Origin of the sequence: Paenibacillus sp. FSL R5-0928 (assembly GCF_037970385.1) — a bacterium.
Lineage (GTDB): Bacteria > Bacillota > Bacilli > Paenibacillales > Paenibacillaceae > Paenibacillus_AQ > Paenibacillus_AQ odorifer.
Genome location: NZ_CP150225.1, coordinates 2392108 through 2413876 on the forward strand (window position 1 = coordinate 2392108; position 21769 = coordinate 2413876).

Annotated in this window: 15 protein-coding genes and 3 tRNA genes; 14 read left to right on the top strand and 4 right to left on the bottom strand. The window is 41.5% G+C overall.

The genetic code is table 11. The annotated features are described in order from the left end of the window. The first annotated feature begins 94 nt into the window (after window positions 1-94). Entirely contained in the window at window positions 95-2356 is a 2262-nt protein-coding gene (locus MKZ16_RS10620; RefSeq protein ID WP_339815673.1) for a hypothetical protein, read from the top strand. Here MKZ16_RS10620 and MKZ16_RS10625 read toward each other — a convergent pair. Then, on the bottom strand, window positions 2322-2699 hold the full coding sequence (locus tag MKZ16_RS10625; RefSeq protein ID WP_339815675.1) for a hypothetical protein: 378 nt from the start codon (window positions 2697-2699) through the stop codon (window positions 2322-2324). The genes MKZ16_RS10620 and MKZ16_RS10625 overlap by 35 nt on opposite strands. Before the next feature lie 226 nt (window positions 2700-2925). Between MKZ16_RS10625 and MKZ16_RS10630 the strand changes: the two genes are divergently transcribed. The 4 genes from MKZ16_RS10630 (at window position 2926) to MKZ16_RS10645 (ending at window position 8203) form a co-directional block, all read left to right on the top strand. After that, window positions 2926-3001: transfer RNA gene (locus MKZ16_RS10630), tRNA-Ala, on the top strand. 10 nt (window positions 3002-3011) lie between these two features. After that, a tRNA-Lys gene (locus tag MKZ16_RS10635) sits at window positions 3012-3084 on the top strand. Window positions 3085-4936: 1852 nt separating this feature from the next. Then, window positions 4937-8017 carry a metallophosphoesterase gene (locus tag MKZ16_RS10640; protein WP_076106510.1) on the top strand — a complete coding sequence of 1027 codons (3081 nt, stop codon included), beginning with the start codon at window positions 4937-4939 and terminating at the stop codon, window positions 8015-8017. Window positions 8018-8130: 113 nt separating this feature from the next. After that, window positions 8131-8203, top strand: a tRNA-Lys gene (locus tag MKZ16_RS10645). Window positions 8204-8558: 355 nt separating this feature from the next. Here MKZ16_RS10645 and MKZ16_RS10650 read toward each other — a convergent pair. Further along, a complete protein-coding gene (locus MKZ16_RS10650; protein WP_038569696.1) occupies window positions 8559-9017 on the bottom strand; it encodes a MarR family transcriptional regulator in 459 nt (152 codons plus the stop codon). 168 nt (window positions 9018-9185) lie between these two features. Between MKZ16_RS10650 and MKZ16_RS10655 the strand changes: the two genes are divergently transcribed. After that, window positions 9186-10061 carry an SDR family NAD(P)-dependent oxidoreductase gene (locus MKZ16_RS10655; protein ID WP_076107545.1) on the top strand — a complete coding sequence of 292 codons (876 nt, stop codon included), beginning with the start codon at window positions 9186-9188 and terminating at the stop codon, window positions 10059-10061. Window positions 10062-10397: 336 nt separating this feature from the next. Here the strand turns inward: MKZ16_RS10655 and MKZ16_RS10660 are convergent, their stop codons facing one another. After that, window positions 10398-10973: a TetR/AcrR family transcriptional regulator gene (locus tag MKZ16_RS10660; protein ID WP_076107543.1), complete on the bottom strand. Its 576-nt coding sequence runs from the start codon at window positions 10971-10973 to the stop codon at window positions 10398-10400. A 192-nt stretch (window positions 10974-11165) separates the two neighbouring features. Between MKZ16_RS10660 and MKZ16_RS10665 the strand changes: the two genes are divergently transcribed. After that, entirely contained in the window at window positions 11166-12371 is a 1206-nt protein-coding gene (locus MKZ16_RS10665; protein ID WP_076098505.1) for an MFS transporter, read from the top strand. 106 nt (window positions 12372-12477) lie between these two features. On the opposite strand, the gene MKZ16_RS10670 is transcribed toward MKZ16_RS10665, so the two are convergent. Continuing rightward, a complete protein-coding gene (locus tag MKZ16_RS10670) occupies window positions 12478-12843 on the bottom strand; it encodes a VOC family protein (RefSeq protein WP_051491055.1) in 366 nt (121 codons plus the stop codon). A gap of 209 nt (window positions 12844-13052) precedes the next feature. Here MKZ16_RS10670 and MKZ16_RS10675 point away from each other — a divergent pair, with 209 nt between their 5' ends. The 7 genes from MKZ16_RS10675 to MKZ16_RS10705 all read left to right on the top strand — a co-directional run bounded on the left by MKZ16_RS10675 (window position 13053) and on the right by MKZ16_RS10705 (window position 21603). Further along, window positions 13053-13835 (top strand): helix-turn-helix transcriptional regulator, encoded by a 783-nt coding sequence (locus MKZ16_RS10675; RefSeq protein WP_036679206.1) that lies wholly within the window; start codon window positions 13053-13055, stop codon window positions 13833-13835. 209 nt (window positions 13836-14044) lie between these two features. After that, the gene (locus MKZ16_RS10680; protein WP_339815677.1) at window positions 14045-15826 is read left to right on the top strand and encodes a histidine kinase; all 1782 of its coding nucleotides are present in this window, start codon (window positions 14045-14047) and stop codon (window positions 15824-15826) included. Between the two features lie 5 nt (window positions 15827-15831). Then, window positions 15832-15966 carry a hypothetical protein gene (locus tag MKZ16_RS10685; protein WP_256715565.1) on the top strand — a complete coding sequence of 45 codons (135 nt, stop codon included), beginning with the start codon at window positions 15832-15834 and terminating at the stop codon, window positions 15964-15966. 15 nt (window positions 15967-15981) lie between these two features. Next, complete coding sequence (locus tag MKZ16_RS10690) at window positions 15982-17028, top strand: helix-turn-helix domain-containing protein (protein WP_339815929.1); 1047 nt, start codon at window positions 15982-15984, stop codon at window positions 17026-17028. Window positions 17029-17057: 29 nt separating this feature from the next. Continuing rightward, window positions 17058-18335: an ABC transporter substrate-binding protein gene (locus MKZ16_RS10695; RefSeq protein WP_076107540.1), complete on the top strand. Its 1278-nt coding sequence runs from the start codon at window positions 17058-17060 to the stop codon at window positions 18333-18335. A gap of 138 nt (window positions 18336-18473) precedes the next feature. Then, window positions 18474-19958, top strand: coding sequence for a glycoside hydrolase family 68 protein (locus MKZ16_RS10700; RefSeq protein WP_076107562.1), 1485 nt, complete (start codon window positions 18474-18476; stop codon window positions 19956-19958). A gap of 103 nt (window positions 19959-20061) precedes the next feature. Next, complete coding sequence (locus MKZ16_RS10705; RefSeq protein ID WP_076107560.1) at window positions 20062-21603, top strand: glycoside hydrolase family 32 protein; 1542 nt, start codon at window positions 20062-20064, stop codon at window positions 21601-21603. Window positions 21604-21769 lie beyond the last annotated feature (166 nt).

Here is a 21769-nt window from a genome sequence, read left to right on the forward strand (position 1 = left end):
ACTCTACGAGCTATTCTCCGCGCGCACTAAACCCCGCCGCGAAGGTTATCGCATTGTCACGAAGCCGGCTCCGGACTTCTGGTGGATAACGCAAATGGCTGCCGATTCAATATCGTTTTACTGCGCGATGCCATCCGATTTCGCCGAATCATTCCGCGTTAAATTCCGCAACCACGAACAGTGGCGTAAGGCAACGTTAGAACTCGCGGACGACTTTACGTTTCCGGACGCTGACGATACGGATTTATATGCGCTCAAATACCGCCGACACGATATGTTCTCGCTAGACTTCCGCTACAACGAGCAGACGACGCCAATACGCGAATTACTCGGAGTAACGAACGAACTAAGTGAGGGTGAAGCGGTCAGCGTATTTATCCGGACTGAAACGGTATCGCGCCATAAATGGAAGAAACTCGCGGACTATGCGTGGGAAACGTGGGAAGGCGGAGGGCTCGCGTACCGACCCGGATTTGATCCGATGCGGATTATGCGTACACTAGCGATGGGTGCAGCGCATATCTTTTATGAAGTAAAAACGCTGATCGAGGACGTAATGGCCGGCGTAGAGAAATCGCTGTATCATGGCGCAGGTCCGGCGGTTAAGTCCGAACGTAAGGCGTTACCTAATCCGGATCGCGCGGAGTTACTCGTTAATGGCGACCTATCTACGCAGACAAAAAATAAGCGTAATTTACCCGTATTTAAAACGTCGATTCGCTGCGCAGTAACGTCCGCTGATCCAGTTAAACGCGAGATGTTGGCGCGGTCAGTCGCGAGTGCATACGGTGGTCTCTCGGGCGATAATCGGTTAGAATGCGTAAAGGTTAACGTAAGGGCTCGCGCAGATTTGAGCGAATGGAAAGTGCGCGAGATAGCTCCGAATATTATGAGCGTAGATGAGCTCGGTAAATTAACGCAGCTGCCAACCGCCGATTTACAAACGGAGTTTTCCGAAGTACTTACGTCGAATCGGCGCGTTGAGATCGAGCTGCCGCGTGCGTTCCTGGATGAGCGCGGAATGCTTGCGGGTACGGCTACGGATCGCGGCGTAGAGCATCGCGTTCATATTCCGACGAACAGTCCGGATAAATTGTATATGCCGCGCGCTGTTAACGGATCGCCACGTATGGGCAAAGATCAGCACGTAGTCAATCTCGTTGTCGAAGCGAAGCGCAAGCACGGAATCGGCGCAGTTATACCGGATTTCATCGACGAACATAACCGCGATAAGGACGGTAACCAACGCGGCATGGCAGACGCAATCCGTGACCACTTAGCGCCAGAAGACGTGATCGATATTAACTTAGCGGATACAGCTTACGCGCCATATCTCGGACTGCAGACCGTGCTTCATAACGTTAGTGATAAGCGGATTGCCGCCGATGCGATAGCGGAATATTTAACGGATTTCTTACTATCGGACGGTGACGAAGATAAGTTTCAAACGTCGGAATTTACGCGTGATGCCGCGAAAGTGTGTAACGGGGATCTAACGGATATGAAAGCGATGTTTACGTCCGCCGCCTTCCGTAAGCAGAAGATAGCGGAGTTGGACGATACGTTCGATATGGATACGTGGCGCGATTACGATAAAATGAGCGAAGGTAAGCAGGGGCAGATATACGGACCGGTCTTGCGGAGGATAACGCAAATAACGAGTAGCGAGTTTTTGAAGCCGATGTTTTGCCAAACGTATAATCCCGCGATGGATTTATACCGCTGGGTCGCGGAGGGGAAAGTCGTGATTATCCGCTGTGTAATGCCGGAGGGGGTACCGATGCCGGAGCGCGTTAAGGAGATGCTCGGATACTGGATCGTAATGCTGACGCTACTTATTAAACTAGCGCAGGCGGGAAAGGGCGCCGGAACACTGCTCGTACTCAACGAGCCTCACCAGTTTATGTCGCGAGGACTCGTTCACTTTACTAAGCGGATGCTACGTGAGGGTCCGAAATATAAACTCGCGCCGATCATCGCGTTTCATGATTTCAGCGCGTTCCACTCATACCCTGGCTTCGTTGATACACTGCTCGCCGCGTCGGTCAATTGGCATTTATTCCGCAACACGCACGTTGATACGTATAAGCGCTTGATGCCGTATCTCTCGAAAACGTTCGACGATCCGCAGCAAGCTTTCGAAGCTACGCGCCAGTACCAATTTATCGCGTGTTGGCTGCGGGAAGGGGAATACGAAGCGCCATTCGTAGCGGATGCGTTAGTTCCCGTCGGCAAGCGCTATGCGTCCGTAGATAACGCAGCTCTCACGGCGGAACACTCGCGGAAATACGGCCGACCTATTGCGAATGTACTCGCGGAGATTAAGGCGCGGGAACGGGGTTATCGAAAAGCGTAAGATACGCGCGCATAACGTCCATGCCGCCGTTTATGTCGACCGTGACTTCTCCGCTGTGACCGCGACAGAGATAATGCGCTACAATATTTGCGCCAACACGCTCGGTAGAAACTACGCGTAAACCTCGCCGATAGACTTCGCGTTTAGCTGCGTCGAGATCCACAGTGGCGCGAGCAATGGCGGTGTCAATAACGTCGGTATACGGGGACGGCGTCTTTAGGAGACCGGGCTCCATAAATACGAGGCGATCACGTTTAAGCGCGGCAATAACTAGCGGAAGGGTGACGGCAGGTGCGATGAGAGCGAGGTCATCCGGAGAAGGTGGCGCGGGTTGATTTTTCATAGCGTAGACCTCCGTTTTGATTGCGAATATATGTTCGTATTATATAACGGAAAATGCGATTCCGCAATATTCGAGCAGATATCCGAAAAAAAGACTTGCAGCGATGCGCTCCCGTGTGGTATATTAATTGAGCGGAAAGAAAACGAGCGGATTTGCAGGACGCTAGAAACCGTTGGTACGAGCGGGTTGTACGTTGACTGACCGTCGACTTGACGGAGTAATTCGCGGGGCCATAGCTCAGCTGGGAGAGCGCATCGCTGGCAGCGATGAGGTCAGGGGTTCGATCCCCCTTGGCTCCACCAAACATCATATGGACTCTTAGCTCAGTTGGTAGAGCAGTAGACTCTTAATCTATTTGTCCAGGGTTCGAGCCCCTGAGAGTCCATCCTAAAGAAACGGCAGAAATGCCGTTTCTTTGCATTTAGTAACACTTTTATAATGAGTAAAAATCGGTGAGATGAGGATTAATCTAATTAATCTCTCTCTCATGTACAGAAGTGAATCTTCGATCAATAGTATTCCGCTTTATGAAAAGCTCAGTAGGATTTACTATGAATGTGGTAACATTCTTAAATCGACACTGATACCTTTTTGATAAGGTTTCGCAAAAATTCTCTTTGGTATTAATCACATTACCCAGTCTTATTATGCCGAGTATCTTCTAATCACATGTTATACGAATTACACTCCAATACCCAGTGACAGGCTGAATCCCGTTGTTTGAAGTTATGATGATTACAGAATTCTGGATCTTGTTAACTACTAAATATTGCTTGTTATTGAGACACAGTGAAACATTTAAAAGGAGTAGAGTGGTGGGACATAGTCCCATCACTCTACTCCTTTATTTTATATCGGAACTATTCCTAGAATTTTCGTATTCAATTTCAACTAATTTGAAGAAGTATGATGGTCTAGTTTTTAGCCCTTCGCAAAGTTAAAATATTTTACTGACGAATGGCTCATTTTTACCTACCTCGATTAACGATATATATATGATCTATCAACATTGCAGATTCCAGCCAAATCTTCTTGACTCAAGTTCTGGCTAGCTCGTAAGCCTTTAAGTGTCTTTCCGATAAATAACAACTGATATAAAGGTGAAATTAAACATAGTTAAATAATTGAATTTATATATTTTAATACTATTTATTGGATTTTGCGGAGTTATAAAACGAATATTAATTCCTGTTTGGCGTGAGGTGATTAAGAAAGCATCTACTGCTAAGAAGAAAATGATGCTTAGTACGATCATCGAGTGCGTGAGGGTCTACCGAGATTCAGTAGAACTGACGTTGAAATTGAAAATTAGCTCGTTTTTAGCGACTGCTTGTACAAGTAGCTTAAAAGTTGATGATTTGAATGTTGGGGTAAGGCACTGTCGCATCATACTAAGATAGAACAGTAATAGTACTAGAAGCATCCACTGAATTCTGCAGTTATCTAAATTTCAGTGAAATAAAGTAGGCCCTGAGTATCATTTGGTGGCTTTTTATTATACCAAATATAGCCAAACTTATGATATAGTAGAGAGAATTTGAACCGAAAAATAGCAAATATAGAAGAATGATCAATTGTAATATCGAAATTACTAGGTATGTAGTCGCTTTTTTCTACTTTGATAAGACCTATAACAGCATGAGGTGGGCTTTTATGGCTAAACGTATTACGCAGAAGGCAGGCAAGTAGCGTATATAGTGGGAGGATTGTTTATTCTTGGAGATTTAGTGATTCACTTTGGGGTTCTTTTTAGGAATTCTACTTGGTTCGGTCATTCTCGGTGAAATCTTCGGCAGTATGTGGACTCGTAAGCAGTGTAAGGCTAAGAAAGTAATAAGAGCATCTGGAACGTCAGATTAGCGTAGCAAGGACCGAAATTAGTGTTCATAGTACATCGACTAACGCTTCTACCAAAAAGCTGAGAGGTGCACTGATTCTGAAAGCAGAAGTAAGGACATTGTCCGGTACGGATTTTGAGCGTTTAATGGAGCTGTATTACATAGAAATCAAGGCTATACCGTACAACTGGTCGGTGGATAAGGTGATCATTAAGTAGATTTGATCCTTAAAGGCAAAGAAGGTTATAAAATCGCCGTGCAGTGCAAGCGCTGGAATCAGGTTGTCGGAAATGATATTGTATTGCGGCTTAAAGCTAGTCTTTAGTTTGATGTTGATTAAAGTTTTGATTAAGATTTATTATCACAAAATACTAAATATTAAAATTATTGGAGGGTTATATGTCTAAAATATGTGTTCTTCATCTTTCAGATTTACATATTTCTGAAAGAGATGATTTTGATACAAAAGGAATAAGAGAAGCCTTATTAAAGGATTTACTTCAGAAGAAAGCAGAGAAAGGATTAGTTGTAGATATTGTGGCAATTACTGGAGACTCAGTGGATAAAGGTGGAACACAAGGGTCATTTCAAATTGCCGAAAACTATTACATTCAACTATCGCAGGAATTAGGTATAGATAGAGAGAGACTATTATTGGTTCCTGGAAACCATGACTTCCCCAGAAGAAAAGCTGTGGAAGTTTTGTTAGCGAACACTCACAAAGAAAATTATTATGATGAAGTTCAATTTAATGAGTACTGGGAGACATTCGAAACTCGTCAAAAACAGTTTTTTGCTATGGCAGAAAAAGTAACTGGAGTGACAGACTATAGTTTTACTAAATATGGCGGAGCGGTAAGAAATATTAAGATTAACAATAGTATAATTAAAGTCATTATGATTAACTCATCTTGGTCATGCGTGGGAAAGGGGGATTATGGTAATTTAATGGTTGGAAAGCCGCAGTTGGAAGAATTGACAAGAATTAGCAAGAGTTTACCTGAGGCTGATTTAACTATAGGGCTTGTTCATCATCCATTTGAATGGCTAGATAAAGACGAAAGAGAGATGTGTGTAGATTATCTTACAAGCAGTCAAAAAATTAAGGTTGATGCAATTTTACATGGTCATATACATTCGGGCAAGATCACTAGATTTTCTAATCCCGACAAAGACTTATTTAGCTTAATCAGCGGTATTGGTTATCCGGAAAAAGGGGATAAAGGGATTGGAAGGAATAAAGTTTCGAATTGCAGATATGCGATATACACATTTGATACAATTTCGGGCAATGTGAATGTCCAACTAAGGATATCTAGTGAGTCAGGTACTTTTTCTTCTGATACATTAATGTATGACTTGGGAAAAGAGAACGGAATTTTTGATACGTTATATAAAGAGCCACTTATAGAAAAATTCACGGCAGTTACACAAGAAGTGGTATTGAAAAGATCGGAATTTCTGACTATTGAAGTTGATTTCGTTCCGAAAATCAGTGATTGGGTTGGTAGAGGTGATGAATTGTTATTACCCCAAAAAAGAGAAATTTCAGTTATCTCAATTACTGGTGTAGGAGGACAAGGGAAGACAGCGTTAGCATCAGAGTATTTAAGAAAATATTCTCGTGGAGATAGTCCTAAGTATGATTATGGAATTTGGATTGACTGCAGAGAACTTCCTGAGTCTTTTCATTACAAACTGATAGAATCACTCGAAAAAGTATCTGGAGGACTTGAAACAGTAACACTATATAAAGATGAAAGGCTAGAGGATACAGTAAAGAGATTTTTGAAGTATTTAAATAAATATAAATTATTAGTTGTGTTTGATAATATAGATGCGTATGTTAAAGTTGATTCTGAAGGTCCGGTAGAAGAATTAAAACCTTTGTTTAATTCTCTTTGTAACAATGAGCATTCAAGCTTGGTTGTTTTCACTTGCAGGCCCCCGCTAGTCCATTCGAGTTCGAATTTTCAACATATACAATTGAAAGGCCTTGATACGTCTGTGGCAGCTGATTTTTTTGCGAGAAGAGGTATAAAATCATCTGGTGAAAATGCTGAAATTTATGCGCGAGAAGTTTTCAAACTTACAAACGGTCATCCATGGTGGCTTGGATTGATAGCTGGACAAGTCAATGTAAAACAAGAGTCTTTAAAAAAGTGTGTTGAGAGATTAAAGCGAGGTGAAGAAACAACTGGTGGTAGTATACAAGAATATTTTAAGGATATTTGGCAGCAGTTGAATAAAGAGAGACAGAATCTTCTAAGATATTTAGTGGTAGGTCATAGACCATTAAATGAAGATGAAGTCAGTTTGGCTGTTACTACTGACTATGGGCCAGATAAGTTAAAAAAAGAATTAAGGAGACTTACTAGGTTAGGATTAATAGAGCCACATGAAAGTGGTATGAACGATGTATCAACCTTAACCTATCAAGTACATCCATTAATTCGTGAGTTTGTACATCAGTCGTACCCTCCTGCATCACAAGAACGTTTTGTGAAGGGGGTTTTATGCGTATTTTTACCCCAGAGTGTTTTAAATTATTTATTCAATAAAACTGAAAAACCAATGATTGAAGCATCAATGCGGCCAGCCCACTTAATTGATTCTATAGAGACATGTTTGAATTCTCGCAGTCCTGAAAAAGCATTAAATCTTATAGGGGCATATACTTCATTGCTTTACGATGGGGGTTATCATCATCAATATTATTCTTTAGGGTGTAGAATACTAGATTCAACGGACTGGAAGGACGTGAAAATGGTAACCCTTGCTAATAATATTTCCTTTTTGCACTCATTTCTACCGCACCTATGCAGTATAGGAGAAAATTTAAAGTGTGACTTTTATTTACGAAAGTATAATTCTATGATTGAAGAAGGAACTCACAGTCATGTGAATTATTTGTCTTTAGCGAGTAGGATTGCATGGATTAAAGGTAACAATATTGAAAGTATTCGATTAGCTGAAGAGCATATCTTACTTTCCTCTAAGCTTGAGGTCATTCCATCTACTACAGTTTTGAATTATCATGCTCTAGCGTTAAGAGATAGCGGTGAAGTAAAAAAAGCACTAGAGATATTTCAACAATTCGAAATGGAAGAGAAAAGCGATAAGTCAACTTATTATGGGAATTGTGCAAGATGTTACTTTAAATTGAATGATTTCCAATCAGCTGAGAGATATATTCGTAAATCCCTTAAAATTCTGATAGCAAGAGAAAGCTATCATGACATACAGAATATAGGGTATGCCTATCTATGGATTGCGGATATAATGTTTGAAAGACAAAATTTTAAGGACTCTAAGGCATTTTTGTTATTAGCTGAATCTATATGGAAGGAATATGCTCCAGGACTATTATTTAAAATTCACGAGGTCGAGCATAAATTTATTTTAAATGAAACTTGGCACCTTGAGCCTGTGAGTTTAGAAGAGGCCAAGATAATAGAAAACAGGTTTCTTGACACCTAACAATTATTGAATTCAAAAAAATGGGCAGTGCCCCTGACAATCACGCCAGAGCGCATCGCTGGCAGCGATGAGGTCAGGGGTTCGATCCCCCTTGGCTCCACCAAACATCATATGGACTCTTAGCTCAGTTGGTAGAGCAGTAGACTCTTAATCTATTTGTCCAGGGTTCGAGCCCCTGAGAGTTCATCCTAAAGAAACGGCAGAAATGCCGTTTTTTTGCTGTTTGGGGAGTGAGTGACTTTTTATTTGGTTTTGATCGTGGTATAGTTTGGGTAGATAAAACGTACAATGCAAAGGGAGTCGTGCGGAAACACGACTCCCTTTGCAATAGCCGCTTTTAAGGGCGGCGGCTTCGGAAGTTTAGTCAGGAAATAGACCGCATTCCTTTGCGAGAGGGCGGTCTATTTCTTTTTGAGGTAGTTGAGCAATGCAATAATGAACATGCCGAAGATGAATATCAGTGACAATTGTTGGCTCTAATTAAAGACAATCCATATCTAAAGAAACAGCAAGATGCTGTTTCTTTTTTTGTTCCCATTTATTAATTATCATTAAATCCATTAAACTCCTGAAGCATTTCGATAAATGTCTCAAGCTGTTGATTATCCCATTGGGCTATGCGCTCATAAAATATGAACTCCTTATCCTGTAACGCGTCAAAGGTTTTTTGCCGCCCAAGATCAGTGAGAGTAAGAAGTATAGCTCGACGATCGTTAGGGGAGTCTTCCCTTTTGATATAACCCAAATTCTCGAGTTGCTTGATGAGACGGCTGACTGAACTACGATCCATAGCCGTAGATTCTGCCAATACAGAGGCACTTGTTGGACCATAGGAGTACAGCCAACGAACTATATGGAAAGCAGCAGGTTGTACAGATGAATCGAAAGCGGCAGCAGTTCTGACATTTAGGGCATGCGAAGCGCTAATAAGGGCACTAATTTGTCCACCTAGCTTCAGTTCTAATTGTCCTCTCGACGTGTCTTTACGTTCAGTATTCATTGTTTTAACCACCTAACCTTGTATTTTAAAGTCATCAAACATCTATGTAGTTGACATATATCAATCATCGTCATATAGTTGATATATATCAATTATATGTTTTGGACAATACGCTGTCAAAATGAAATTGGCCCTTATGAATTCCTTATATAAAGGAGAATGTTGAAGATGACAAAGCCGATTATTGTAATTACTGGAGCTACAAGCGGTTTGGGACAACTCGTTGCACTTGAAATGGCTAAGCGAGGTGCCCATCTTGTTCTGACTGCAAGGAGTAATACGCGTTCGGAAGCAACTGAAAAAATGATAAAGGAGAGCGTACCAGCAGTCGAAATTAGTTTTTTTTACGGAGACTTATCCTCAATGAAGGATGTCACTAGGTTAGGACAAGAAATATCTAATGTTTTTCCGAAGATAGACGTTTTAATAAATAACGCAGGGCTTCATGGGTTTGAACAGCGGATAACTGCCGATGGATTCTCAGAAATGATGGCTGTGAACTATTTTGCACCATGGTTATTGACACATACCTTAGAGCATTCTTTGAGAGCAGCAGGAAGTGCAAAAATCATAAATGTTGCTTCAGAAGCTTCACGCCGGCATGGAGTGCTAAAGTTGCCAGAAGATTTGCTCAATACAGCTTCTTTTACTTCCAGAGGATCATCTGAGATTTATGGGAAAACCAAACTGTTAAATATTATGTTTACCAGTGAGCTTGCACGTCGCTGGGCGGAAACGGGAATTAGCGTTCATGCATTGAATCCGGGTTTTAACGTTACAGGCCTCGGGCGTGAACTTTGGTTTTCTTCGATGCTTAAGCACTTATTGAATTTCTTTCGTATTGGCGATCCTCGTAAAGGAGCTGAGATCATTATTCGTTTAATGACCGATCCTAAATATCAAGAGAGCAGTGGGGGATATTTTAACGTTGGGACAGGCAATCCCATTGTACCCGTACAACCGGGAGGAGATAAGGTAATGGAAAATAAATTATGGAACGATACGAGAGACATTGTGCAGCAGAAAGGTTTCGTTGGAAACTGATGTGATTAGTGAAACTGACCTCATTTCCGTTCGAATCACCTACTTTTGATCCTGCGGACTGTATGGCTCTTATTTTCTTTATTCGGTGCAATTAGTCGAGTGATCGGACCGTAGCGCACTTATTTCCTCTCCAGTAGCAGTATTTTGTTTTGAAAAGACTAGATAAGTGCGTAGGAGTCCGATAGCTTGGGAAAACGCCCCATAATGAGAAAATAAGAGCACCTTGGTCCTTTGTATCTCAACCTTCCGCCAGGCCGACCTTTTATAGTACTACGAGCAGAAATAGACCGCATCTCTGGTGAGAGAGGGCGGTCTATTTTTCCATTACCGTTCCCGTTAGTTACGTATTCCTTGAAAAGCGTACCTCACCAACTGCTGCACATAAGCATCGTCTATGGGTTGGCCGGTCACCAGCAAGCGGTAGAATATCGGCCCGTAAATAAGATCGGTAACTACTTCAATATCGAGATTATCCTTCAATTCCCCGCGCTGAACACCCCGTTCCATAAGCAGCCGTGCCTCAAGCCGACGAGGCTGGAAATATCGGGTCCGATAAGCTTCCGCCAAGCCTGAATCCATCTGTCCTTCGCCAATGATCTCCGTAATGATTTTACCCTCTCGACTAATCAGGAACCGGGATAAGTTCGTTGCATGCATGAGAATATCATCAAATACTGAACCTGTGTCAGGTACTGGTAGTCTGTCCGCAGCGGAGGATAGGAATCCATCCATGACCACGGCAGCCTTGTTAGGCCACCATTTATATATCGTAGCTTTGCTAACCTTGGCACGATCCGCTATTTTTTCCACCGTAACTGCTCCAAAACCAGTTTCCAATAATAAATCATAGGAAGCGGAAAGAATAGACTTCTCCGTCTCAACATTACGCGGACGCCCTCGTTTACTCTCCATCTGAAATCACCCTTTCGTTAATCTGTTTCCAATCAAAATATAAACTATACGTTCAGTATACTAAAAAAACCTGAAAAAATAAATGACCATCGCCTATTTACAAAACGATACGTTCAGTATATTATTTAAACATGAATTAGTGAACTGAACGTACAGTATTTAAATTATTAAGATAATCTGAGGAGGATTCACATGCAAAAAGAACAAGCGGTGAAAGAGAACCACATTTCAAGTTGGATGATGTTTATGTTAGCAGCTGCATGCGGGCTTATCGTGGCCAATCTTTATTATGCTCAAACCCTTGTTGGACCTATCAGTGTCTCGACAGGACTTTCTTCTACAGCCGCAGGCTTGATCGTCACTTTAACTCAAATCGGTTATGTTGTAGGTTTGTTATTTATCGTGCCGCTGAGTGACATTGTGGAGAATCGGCGCCTCACGATAATCACGTTAATGGTTGCAGTGGGTGCATTGCTGGTTGCTGCTTTCGCAGCTAATGCGCCTTTATTCCTGACAGCATCTTTGTTTATAGGAACCGGTTCAGTGGTAGCCCAAATCCTGGTACCTTATGCCACCTATTTAGCGTCTGAAGAGCAGCGTGGCCGTGTGGTTGGTAATGTTATGAGTGGACTCTTGCTAGGCATTATGTTTGCCCGGCCAGTGGCAAGCTTTATCACCAGCATCTGGGGGTGGCAAGCTGTGTTTATTTTTTCAGCGGTCGTGATCACGTTGTTAGCCATTCTGCTGTCGCGATTTCTTCCTGAACGTAAACCTGCACCTTCGGTAAGCTATGGTAAATTAATTGTCTCTTTAGGCACCCTTCTAAAACAAACGCCTATATTGCGCCGACGTGCCTTATATCAAGCTTGTTTATTTGGAGCTTTTAGTCTCTTTTGGACGGTGGTTCCGTTGCGGTTGGCGGATGATTTTGGAATGTCGCAGCAAGGTATTGCATGGTTTGCTTTAGTAGGTGTTGGTGGGGCTGTAGCCGCACCGATTGCTGGAAGACTGGCAGATAAAGGTTGGAGCAAATGGTTAACCGGGCTGGCCATGATCATTGCCACTTTGTCTTTTTTACTAATTCATCTTTTCCATAGCCACTCAACTTTTGCTCTCATTCTGCTCTTTATTTCCGCGATTACATTGGATATGGCCGTATCCGGAAATCTTGTACTCGGACAGCGTGTGATTTATTCATTGGGTAGTGAAGCGAGGGGGCGTCTTAATGGGATCTTTATGGCGATTTTCTTCGTGGGTGGAGCCGTTGGATCATCTTTGGGTGGTTGGGCTTATGCCTATGGGGGATGGACCTTCGCCTCACTCATCGGAGTGATCCTGCCGCTATTGGCTTTGGTTTACTTTTTCACTGAAAAAAGATCAACTAAAGCTGTTGAATAAAGCCTTGCTTTAAGAGTGGGGGTTAGGTTTTACACGGCAGAATAGACCGCTACCTTTGGTTAGGGCGGTCTATTTCTTTTTGAGGTAATAACGCGCTTGATAAACGTTAGTTATGCTCCGCTAACTGCACCTCAAACCCGTCCGGGTCCAGGATATAAAAGAACCGCAGGTGGGGATTGGGGGCGATTGGTCCGCGCGCTACTGGGATACCTTGGCTTTTTAAACTCTCCATCGCTTCATCAAGTGACTCCACTTCGAAACCCACAGAAACGCCACATTCCGGTTTCAAAGCCGGGTCACTTCCCTGAATAAGCTCGATCTTGGGTTGCCCCTCCAGACCTAACATGACGATCTGTTTTCCACTGCTTTCAAATCTACGCTCAATGGGTAGCCCCAGTATCCGGTTATAAAAATGAAGGGAAGCCTCCAGATCGCGGACCCGAAGCGTAATCCAATTCATACTCAATTTCATGGTTTTATAGTCTCCTCTGATGAATATTCTATATCGTATATTATACGCTATCATCTTGCCCGGAAATAGGGAGAATGGGGAATCAAGAACGTTTAATGAGGATAAAAGCCCGCAAAATCAGCTGTGCAACCAGTGGTTGACAGTATGTAAGGGTAGATAGGTAGTCAATTACAGAACGTTATAATATGATGAGCATGAGGTGATGGCGAATGGACTTTGCAAATAAATTGCAAAGCTATAGGAAACAGAGAGGAATGTCCCAGGAGAACTTGGCGGAGGTGATTGGTGTTTCGCGGCAAGCCGTGTCTAAGTGGGAATCAGGTCAATCCTATCCCGAAATGGATAAGATGATTAGTTTAAGTGAATTATTTCACGTAAGTTTGGATCATCTGGTGAAGGATGCTTCAAGCGATACCAAAGCAGAGCATGTCGCAAGCCCCGTATATGTAGATCTGAATTCCTTGTTTCATTATGAGTACAAAAGTAAGAGAACATGCTTTGGAATTCCTCTGGTTCATATCCATATCGGACGGGGGCTATACGTTGCCAAAGGGGTTATTGCCATAGGTAATGTTGCGATTGGTGCTGTATCCATTGGTATTGTTGCTTTGGGCGGATTATGTTTAGGTGCGCTTGCTTTAGGACTCATCAGCTTTGCAGGTCTGGCTCTAGGGCTTTTGTTAGCCGTTGGGGGCATTGCGGCGGGTACAATGGCCGTTGGTGGAATAGCATTGGGGATATTTGCTGTTGGAGGTTTAGCTGTAGGTATGTTCTCCTTGGGTGGTCTCTCTATCGCTTCCCATATTGCAATGGGTGGATATGCAAGCGGGCATATAGCTATAGGGGATACCGTAAAAGGTGCTTATACCTTTATTACTCAAGATAATAATTTCAACGACATCAAGGGGGAGGAGGTAAGAAAGTTAATTCAGCAAGAATATCCACATCTTTGGAAGCCCATTGTGCAGGGAATTATTTCAATCTTCAAATAGCTGATTAATTTGCGGAAATTTCTTAACGGTTGTTTCATATGGATATAATCTGGGTAATAAACGATTGGCGTTTGTCATATATGGATCCGGCAAAAATACTTGTTGCTCAGCAACAAGTATTTTGATTTTGTGTTGGATATTTGTGAAAATATAAAACCTGATATTAGATTTTTTGCTGAAAACCGAAATTTTTACAGAGGAGTATTTATTTGAAAAGCATTCATAAGCGCTTATTATTCTTGCTGCTTGTGTTTATAATTCTACCGTATTTTTTATCCGTGTTGTTGATCTATCGGCAGACGAAAGAGAATGTGGAACGACATGAACTTGAGAACAGCCAAGAGCAAATTCAGCAGGCGTCAGCCGATCTAGAGCAATATTTTGATGAAATCATTAATCTTCCATATATTTTATACCGAAATCCAGACTTATTCAGGGTGTTTGAAGAAGGGTTAGAAGAAGATTTTTATTTTAAGCAGCTTGAAATTAATAAGGGTATGACTAACTTCTATCTCATGAGGAGTGAAATTCGTCAGATTCGTTTATTCATAAACGAAGGGAAAAGCTCATTTACAGTTTATAATGCCATGTTAAGTTCCCGTAAAAGGAATCCGGATTTATTACAGCAAGCTTCCATTCAGAAGCTGATGAGCTCTAATAGCAATTATCTTATTGAAGCTCCGCATCTGATTGAGAACTATAACGATACCTCCATTATGCCTCCTTCGGATAAAACGATGGTCTTGACGGTTCATCACAAAATTGTGGATGTCCTAACGCAGGAATTTCTGGGCGTCATCACTATAGATATTGATTTGGACAAGATTGCTCATATCGCTAATCATTTTCTACAGAAAAATAAAGAGAGCGTGTGGCTTTCCGATGCGGAGGATCATGTCATTTACGCCAGTGATGAAACATGGATAGGCAAAACCGTTCCTGATGAACTGCAAAGGAAAATAAGTCCGGCACAGGCAGATACTAAATCTCCAGAAGGAGATATTGTGTTTACTAGAACATTGCAGGAACCGATAAAAGAGTGGCATTTTGCTAAGGTAACCCCGAGCTCTTTTTTATTTGAAGATGTAAGGAAAACCGCCTATACAAACATCATTGTAGGTGTGGTTGTAGGTGGACTGGGCTTGATAATGATAACAATCATTTCATATGGATTTACACGGCCGATAAAATTGCTTAGTCAAAAAGTCCAGCGCATCGAGGGGAGGAATATGAATGCCCCATTCGACGATATGCGGGAGGACGAAATCGGTATTCTAGAAAGACATATCAAGGAGATGATGAATCGGATCAACCGTCACATTGACCGGGAGTATAAGCTTGAGATAGAGAACAGGAAAAATCAGCATAGGGCGCTAAAGTCGCAGATTAATCCGCACTTTTTATTTAATTCTTTACAATCCATTGCTGCTGTTGCCCTACTCTCTGAATCTCCAAAAGTATATCAACTGATTACCTCTTTATCCAAAATGATGCGGTACTCGATTCATGTGGATCAGAAGGCGACGGTTCAAAGCGAAGTGGATTATGTACAGGCTTATTTGAATCTTCAAGCGGAACGTTTTCAGACTGATTTTAGCTATTCCATTGATATACCTAAAGATATTTTTGATATTCCGGTTCCCAGTATGATCCTGCAGCCGCTCGTTGAGAACTTTTTTAAGCACTGTTATGACGAGGGCTATGAACAAGCTTATATCCATATTTATGGTGAAATACAAGGTGAATATTTGAATCTAGTCGTAGAAAATAACGGAAACAGCGTGACGGATGATGAACTTGAGGCATTAAAAAATAATCTCTACACACCGGTTAACGAAGGCAATCCTTCTTTTGCACATATCGGGTTAAAAAACATTCATGATCGCTTGGTTCTTCATTTCGATCACACAGCGGGAATCAAACTAGATTCGATGCAGGGACAAGGGTTCACTGTACGGCTAGTAATTCCACTCTACCTAAAGGAGAAGTAACGTTTATGAAAGCTCTTATTGTAGATGATGAGTCTAATGTTAGAAAAAGCATCCGTTTTTTGGGACGGTGGGAACAATACGGGATTACCGAAGTGCTGGAAGCCAGAAATGGTCTCGAGGCTAAGGCGTTGATTGAGTAGAAATCTCCAGAGATCATAATGACAGATGTCAAAATGCCCAAAAATAGCGGGATGGAGTTAATCGAGTGGTTGGCTGCTAAAGACTATCCGGGAAAAGTGATTATGATTTCTGGGTTTGACGATTATTGTTTCATGCGTAAAGCGTTTAAGCTGGGATGCTTTGATTATTTGATGAAGCCAATTGAAGAGAAAATGCTGAATGAAACTTTAGAAGGGGCGTTGAGAGCCTGGGAACAAGAAGAGGGAGAACGTCGCAATATGGAGTCCGGATTTTATGAAGAGGTAAAAATATTTCGCTTAAACAGGGAGATTACTGCTGCTTGTAACGGTGAAGCTTTTGATGCAGGCGAAATTGCCTCAGCTCTCCCACAGGCAGACGTATACGACTTCACCATGATGTATTTTTACCAATCTCACTATTCGGAGCCATACATTCAGCTTTTGACCGAAGAACTGGCTACACGGGAGTGGGGAAACGCATTTACGCTTCAAAATGATCCTAATGTCTGTGTGATTCTGTCCCTTCATGGACAGTTTTTCCCGATAGAGGAATGGATTACCCAGCATTTTGATATACCTGTTCGTTTGGTTAGCGGCCCTTCCATCCAATCGCTTGCAGAGATATCGTTATCTTTTCAATCTGCACAAAGGTCTATGGCTGAACAAAATTTTAGAGCAATCCATCGTTTGGCGGATTTAGATGATGTTAGGCGTATGAATGATATTGTCGCATTTGTTGATGAGCATTATATGGAAGAGTTAAGTTTGGACAAATTATCCACCCGTTTTTTTCTGAGCCGAGAACATATCTCGCGGAGATTTAAGCAAGAAGTAGGGATGACTCTTACTAACTACGTCATTCATTTACGAATAAATCAAGCGAAACAGTGGTTACTAGAATCGGATGAAAAGATGTACTCGATTGCCTTAAAGCTAGGGTATCAAGATGAGATTTATTTCTCTAAGCTGTTCAAAAAAAACGTCGGTATGACGCCTGCTGAATATCGTAATTCACAGGGAGCAAGAGAAATAGACGCGGAAGTCAGGATAGCCAATACATAAGTTCATTGTTGAATGCATCTGGGGGAATTATGAAAATAAAAAGGGTTCAAATGATTATCGTGGGGTTGATTACGCTAACGCTTTCTTCATGTGGTGCGCATACACGTCCACTGAAGGAAGCGGATTTGAAGGTAGCGGATAAGACAGTCACTTTGGAGGTACTGAATCCTAAAGTGGAAATTTCTATAGAATTCGAGCAGATGGTTAAGGAATATGAAAAGGAAAACCCGAATATTAACGTGGAAATTCTAACCTTTGGCGGAGGAGCTAACTACCTTGATGAGCTAAAGGCGAGGTTTGCGGCCAATGTTGGTCCGGATATTTTTCCAAATGGCGGTTATGAAGAAGCGAGGGCATGGAGTAGATATCTTGAAGATTTATCGGATCAACCCTGGGTGGAACAGGCTTATGACGAGGCGCTAGAACCGATGAAGATGGACGGGAAAATATACGGGATGCCGATCAATTTTGAAGGCTACGGTTTTATTTATAATAAGGATTTATTCGCAAAGGCTGGGGTTGATCCTCTCCCAACAACGTTTACGGAATTAAAAGAGGCGGCGAAAAAGCTGAAGGCTATAGGTGTGACTCCTTTTTCTGTTGGGTATTCAGATCATTGGTTTTTTGTACTCCTGTTGAATATTGCTATTGCCCAACAGGAGGAGCCGGATGCTTTTATTCAAGGGTTAAACAACGGAACACAATCTTTTCGAGAGAATAAGGAAGTTAAAGATGTCATTCGGATGCTGGATTTGACCGTACAATATGGTAACGAAAATTTTTTGACAACAGATTATAATTCGGAAGTTGAGTTATTTGCAACAGGGAGAACGGCGATTCTTAAACAAGGGAATTGGGTTCAGTCTAAAATTGATCAAATATCGCCGAATATGAATATCGGTTTTTTACCCATGCCTATTAATGATGGTGCCGAAAACAATGCGTTGCCAGTAGGGATATCTAATAATTGGGCTGTTAATAAAGAATCTTCGCCAGAAAAGAAGAAGGAAGCCAAAAAGTTTTTGAACTGGATGGTTTCCTCGGAAACAGGGAAAAAGTTCATGAAGGATCGCTTTCATTTTATTTCAGCTTTTAAAAATATAGAGACGGACCGTTCGGGAGCGCTTGTAAAAGATCTTATGCGATACGTCGATGAGCAGAAAACATTATCTTGGAATTGGTTCAAATTCCCTCCCAGAGCAAGAGAGGAGTTTGGCTATCTTATGCAAGCTTATGTAGGAGAGCAAATCAATCGGGATCAATTGCTTCAAGAGCTTCAAAAATCGTGGGATAGCCATGTGAAGTAATAAAACCAAATCAATATAACCCTGTAAATGCATCAATTCACGACATACTCATAACGTCTACTCTTCATTAGAATTTAAAAGGGGAACAGCACAAAGGAAGATCGAAACCCAAATTTAAAGTATAAGAGGAGTTAGATGATGAATTTCAAGAAAATGATTAAACAAACAACAATCCTAACCTTTACAGCTGCTTTAATGTTAGGTGGAGCTACTCAAACCTTTGCGAAAGGAAATAACAAGCCGAACAAGCCGGAGTACAATGACTACGGTTTCTCTCATATCACTCGCGCTGACATGTTGAAATTACCCAAACAACAAAATAGTAATCAATTCCAAGTCCCAAAATTTGATGCTTCAACGATTAAGAACATTCCTGCAGCCGTTAAGTTCGATGAGAATGGAAACAAAATTGAAATGGATGTTTGGGATACTTGGCCGCTGCAAAATGCAGATGGAACTGTAGCAAGTTATAAGGGGTATCAAATTGTTTTTGGTCTGGCGGGCGACCCTAATAATGGATCAGACACATTTATTTATTTGTTCTATAAGAAAGAAGGAGACAACTCTATCAGCAGCTGGAAGAATGCCGGCCGGGTGTTTAAGGATAGTGACAAACTTGTACCTGATGATTATGTTTTAAACAATCAAGCCGAAGAATGGTCCGGTTCAGCAACCATGACATCTGATGGCAAAGTTCGCTTGTTCTACACCAATCGTCATCCTTGGGATCCAGATCGCGGATTTTACGGGAAACAAACTTTAACTACAGCTCAAATTAATGTCTCTGCCCCGGATGGGGATACCCTTAAGATTGATGGCGTAGAAGATATGAAATCCATCTATGACGGTAATCAAGGTGAAATTTATCAAAGTCTTGATATCACCGGTTTCAGCAAAGGCGATTACGACGATAATCATACCTTAAGAGATCCTCACTATGTGGAGGATAAAGGCCACAAGTATCTTGTGTTTGAAGCAAATACAGGGACAAGTACGGGTTACCAGGGTGAAGAATCTCTCTTTAACAAAGCTTATTATGGTAATAGCAATGCCTTCTTCCAAGCGGAGAAAAAGAAATTACTAAGCAGTGCTGACAAAACATCTGCGGAAACCGCGAATGGTGCGCTCGGTATCATTGAATTAAATAATGATTATACATTCAAAAAAGAAATGAAGCCGCTACTTGCCTCCAACACCGTGACAGATGAAATTGAACGTGCGAACATATTTAAATTGAATGGCAAGTGGTATCTGTTCACAAGCTCAAGAGGTTCTAAAATGTTCATTGATGGCATTGATGATGAAGACATCTATATGCTAGGGTACGTATCTAATTCTTTAACCGGACCGTATAAACCATTAAATGGTACAGGACTTGTCCTCCATCAAGATCTTAATCCTTATGATATTACCTGGACTTATGCTCACTTTGCGATTCCGCAAGTGAAAGGGAATAATGTAGTCATCACAAGTTACATGACGAATAGAGGTTACTTTGGGGATCATCATTCCACTTTTGCCCCAAGCTTTGTGCTGAATATTAAAGGCTCCAAGACTTCAGTTGTACCGAACAGCATTTTGGAACAAGGGCAATTGACACTTAAAGGTAACAAACCGTATTAATTATTTACAAAGTAAATGCCAATGTAGTTGGCGTTTACTTTTCTTTTTATAAGCTAAGATTAGCAATGTTAAAAAAGCGAGGTATATTTTGAATAAGAAAAAAATGATAGGAATCACTATATTAATCCTTTGTTTAATTTGTATTGTGACAATAGTATTAGTAACTTATGGCGCTGGAGAGAAGTATAAGCCGGGGATCGACGTTCCTGATCATAAACCTACCACTCGGGCTAGCTATCATTTCACTGTATCTGAGCATTGGAAAAACGATCCGCAGAAACCCATTTATTTTGATGGTAAATATCATTACTATTATCTCTATAATGCTGATTACCCGGATGGAAATGGTACAGAATGGAGACATGCCACATCAACGGATTTGGTGAGCTGGACAGATGAAGGCGTTGCGATTCCAAAATATACAACACCCAATGGTGATCCCTGGTCAGGATCTGTTGTTGTTGACGATAGCAATACAGCAGGTTTTGGCGAAGGGGCAATTGTGGCGATTTTAACACAGCCCTCTGCAGAGGCGGGGAAGCAAGAACAATATTTATGGTTCAGTACGGATCGTGGGCTGACGTTTAAATCTTATAGTGATGATCCTATTTTGCCAAATCCGGGCACAGAAGATTTCAGAGATCCGAAGATAATATGGGATCAACATTCTCATAAATGGGTGATGACACTAGCCGAAGGTACGAAAGTAGGCTTTTACGAGTCTGACAATTTAAAGGATTGGCACTACACAAGCGGCTTCGAAACAGAAAATATTGGAGTTGTGGAGTGTCCTGACTTCTATATGATGCGGGCGAATGATGGCACTTATAAATGGGTTCTTGGGGTCAGTGCAAATGGTAAGTCGATAGGTAAACCCAACACGTATGCCTACTGGACTGGAGATTTTAATGGAAATGAATTTATCACGGATTATCATGAACCACAGTGGCTAGATTATGGATTTGATTGGTATGGTGCTGTAACGTTTGAAGAGGGAAAGGATAAGGATCAATACAATCATCGATATGCTTTGGCCTGGATGAATAATTGGGATTACCCTCATGTTACCCCCAATCTTAACGAAGGTTTTAACGGAATGGATTCAATCGTACGTCAAATAAAATTAACACGAGATGAAGAGCAATCGTATCAGTTAGTATCACAGCCCATCGAAGCATTAGATCAAATGGTAACTTCAACGGATTCCTTGCAAAAAATAAAAGTGAACGGCTCGTCAACACTTGATATCACAGGTGAAAATTACCAGCTCGATGCAGATCTATCTTGGTCAGAGATTACCAATGTAGGCTTAAGACTTCGTGAATCAGCAGATAAGACGCGCCACGTGGACGTAGGAGTGTTTGTTGAAGGACAATATTCTTATGTTAATAGAGCCTTCACTGGACAACCTGATGAGAGTGACAGATATCTTGAAAGCAAGGCCCCCTTTGATGTGAACAAGAAAAAAGTGCATCTGAAGATCCTTGTGGATAGAACAAGTATTGAAGTTTTTATAGATGATGGTGAAATTGTATTTTCTAATGAAATCTTCCCGGAAATAAATGATCAAGGCATTACCTTGTTTTCTGAAGGTGGCACCGCGATTTTTAATAATGTTGTAATTAAGCATTTTGGCAAAGATTAGAATGATTAGTCAGAATTTTTCTAATTCTTGCGCAATAAGAGGGCACTCCAACCTAATTTGGGTGATGCTATAGATGTTAATGCTTTTGGTGATCTATTTTTGCATTGACATACCAAGCTGTTAACACTATGATATGAATGAAAAAATAATTATTCATTCACGGAGA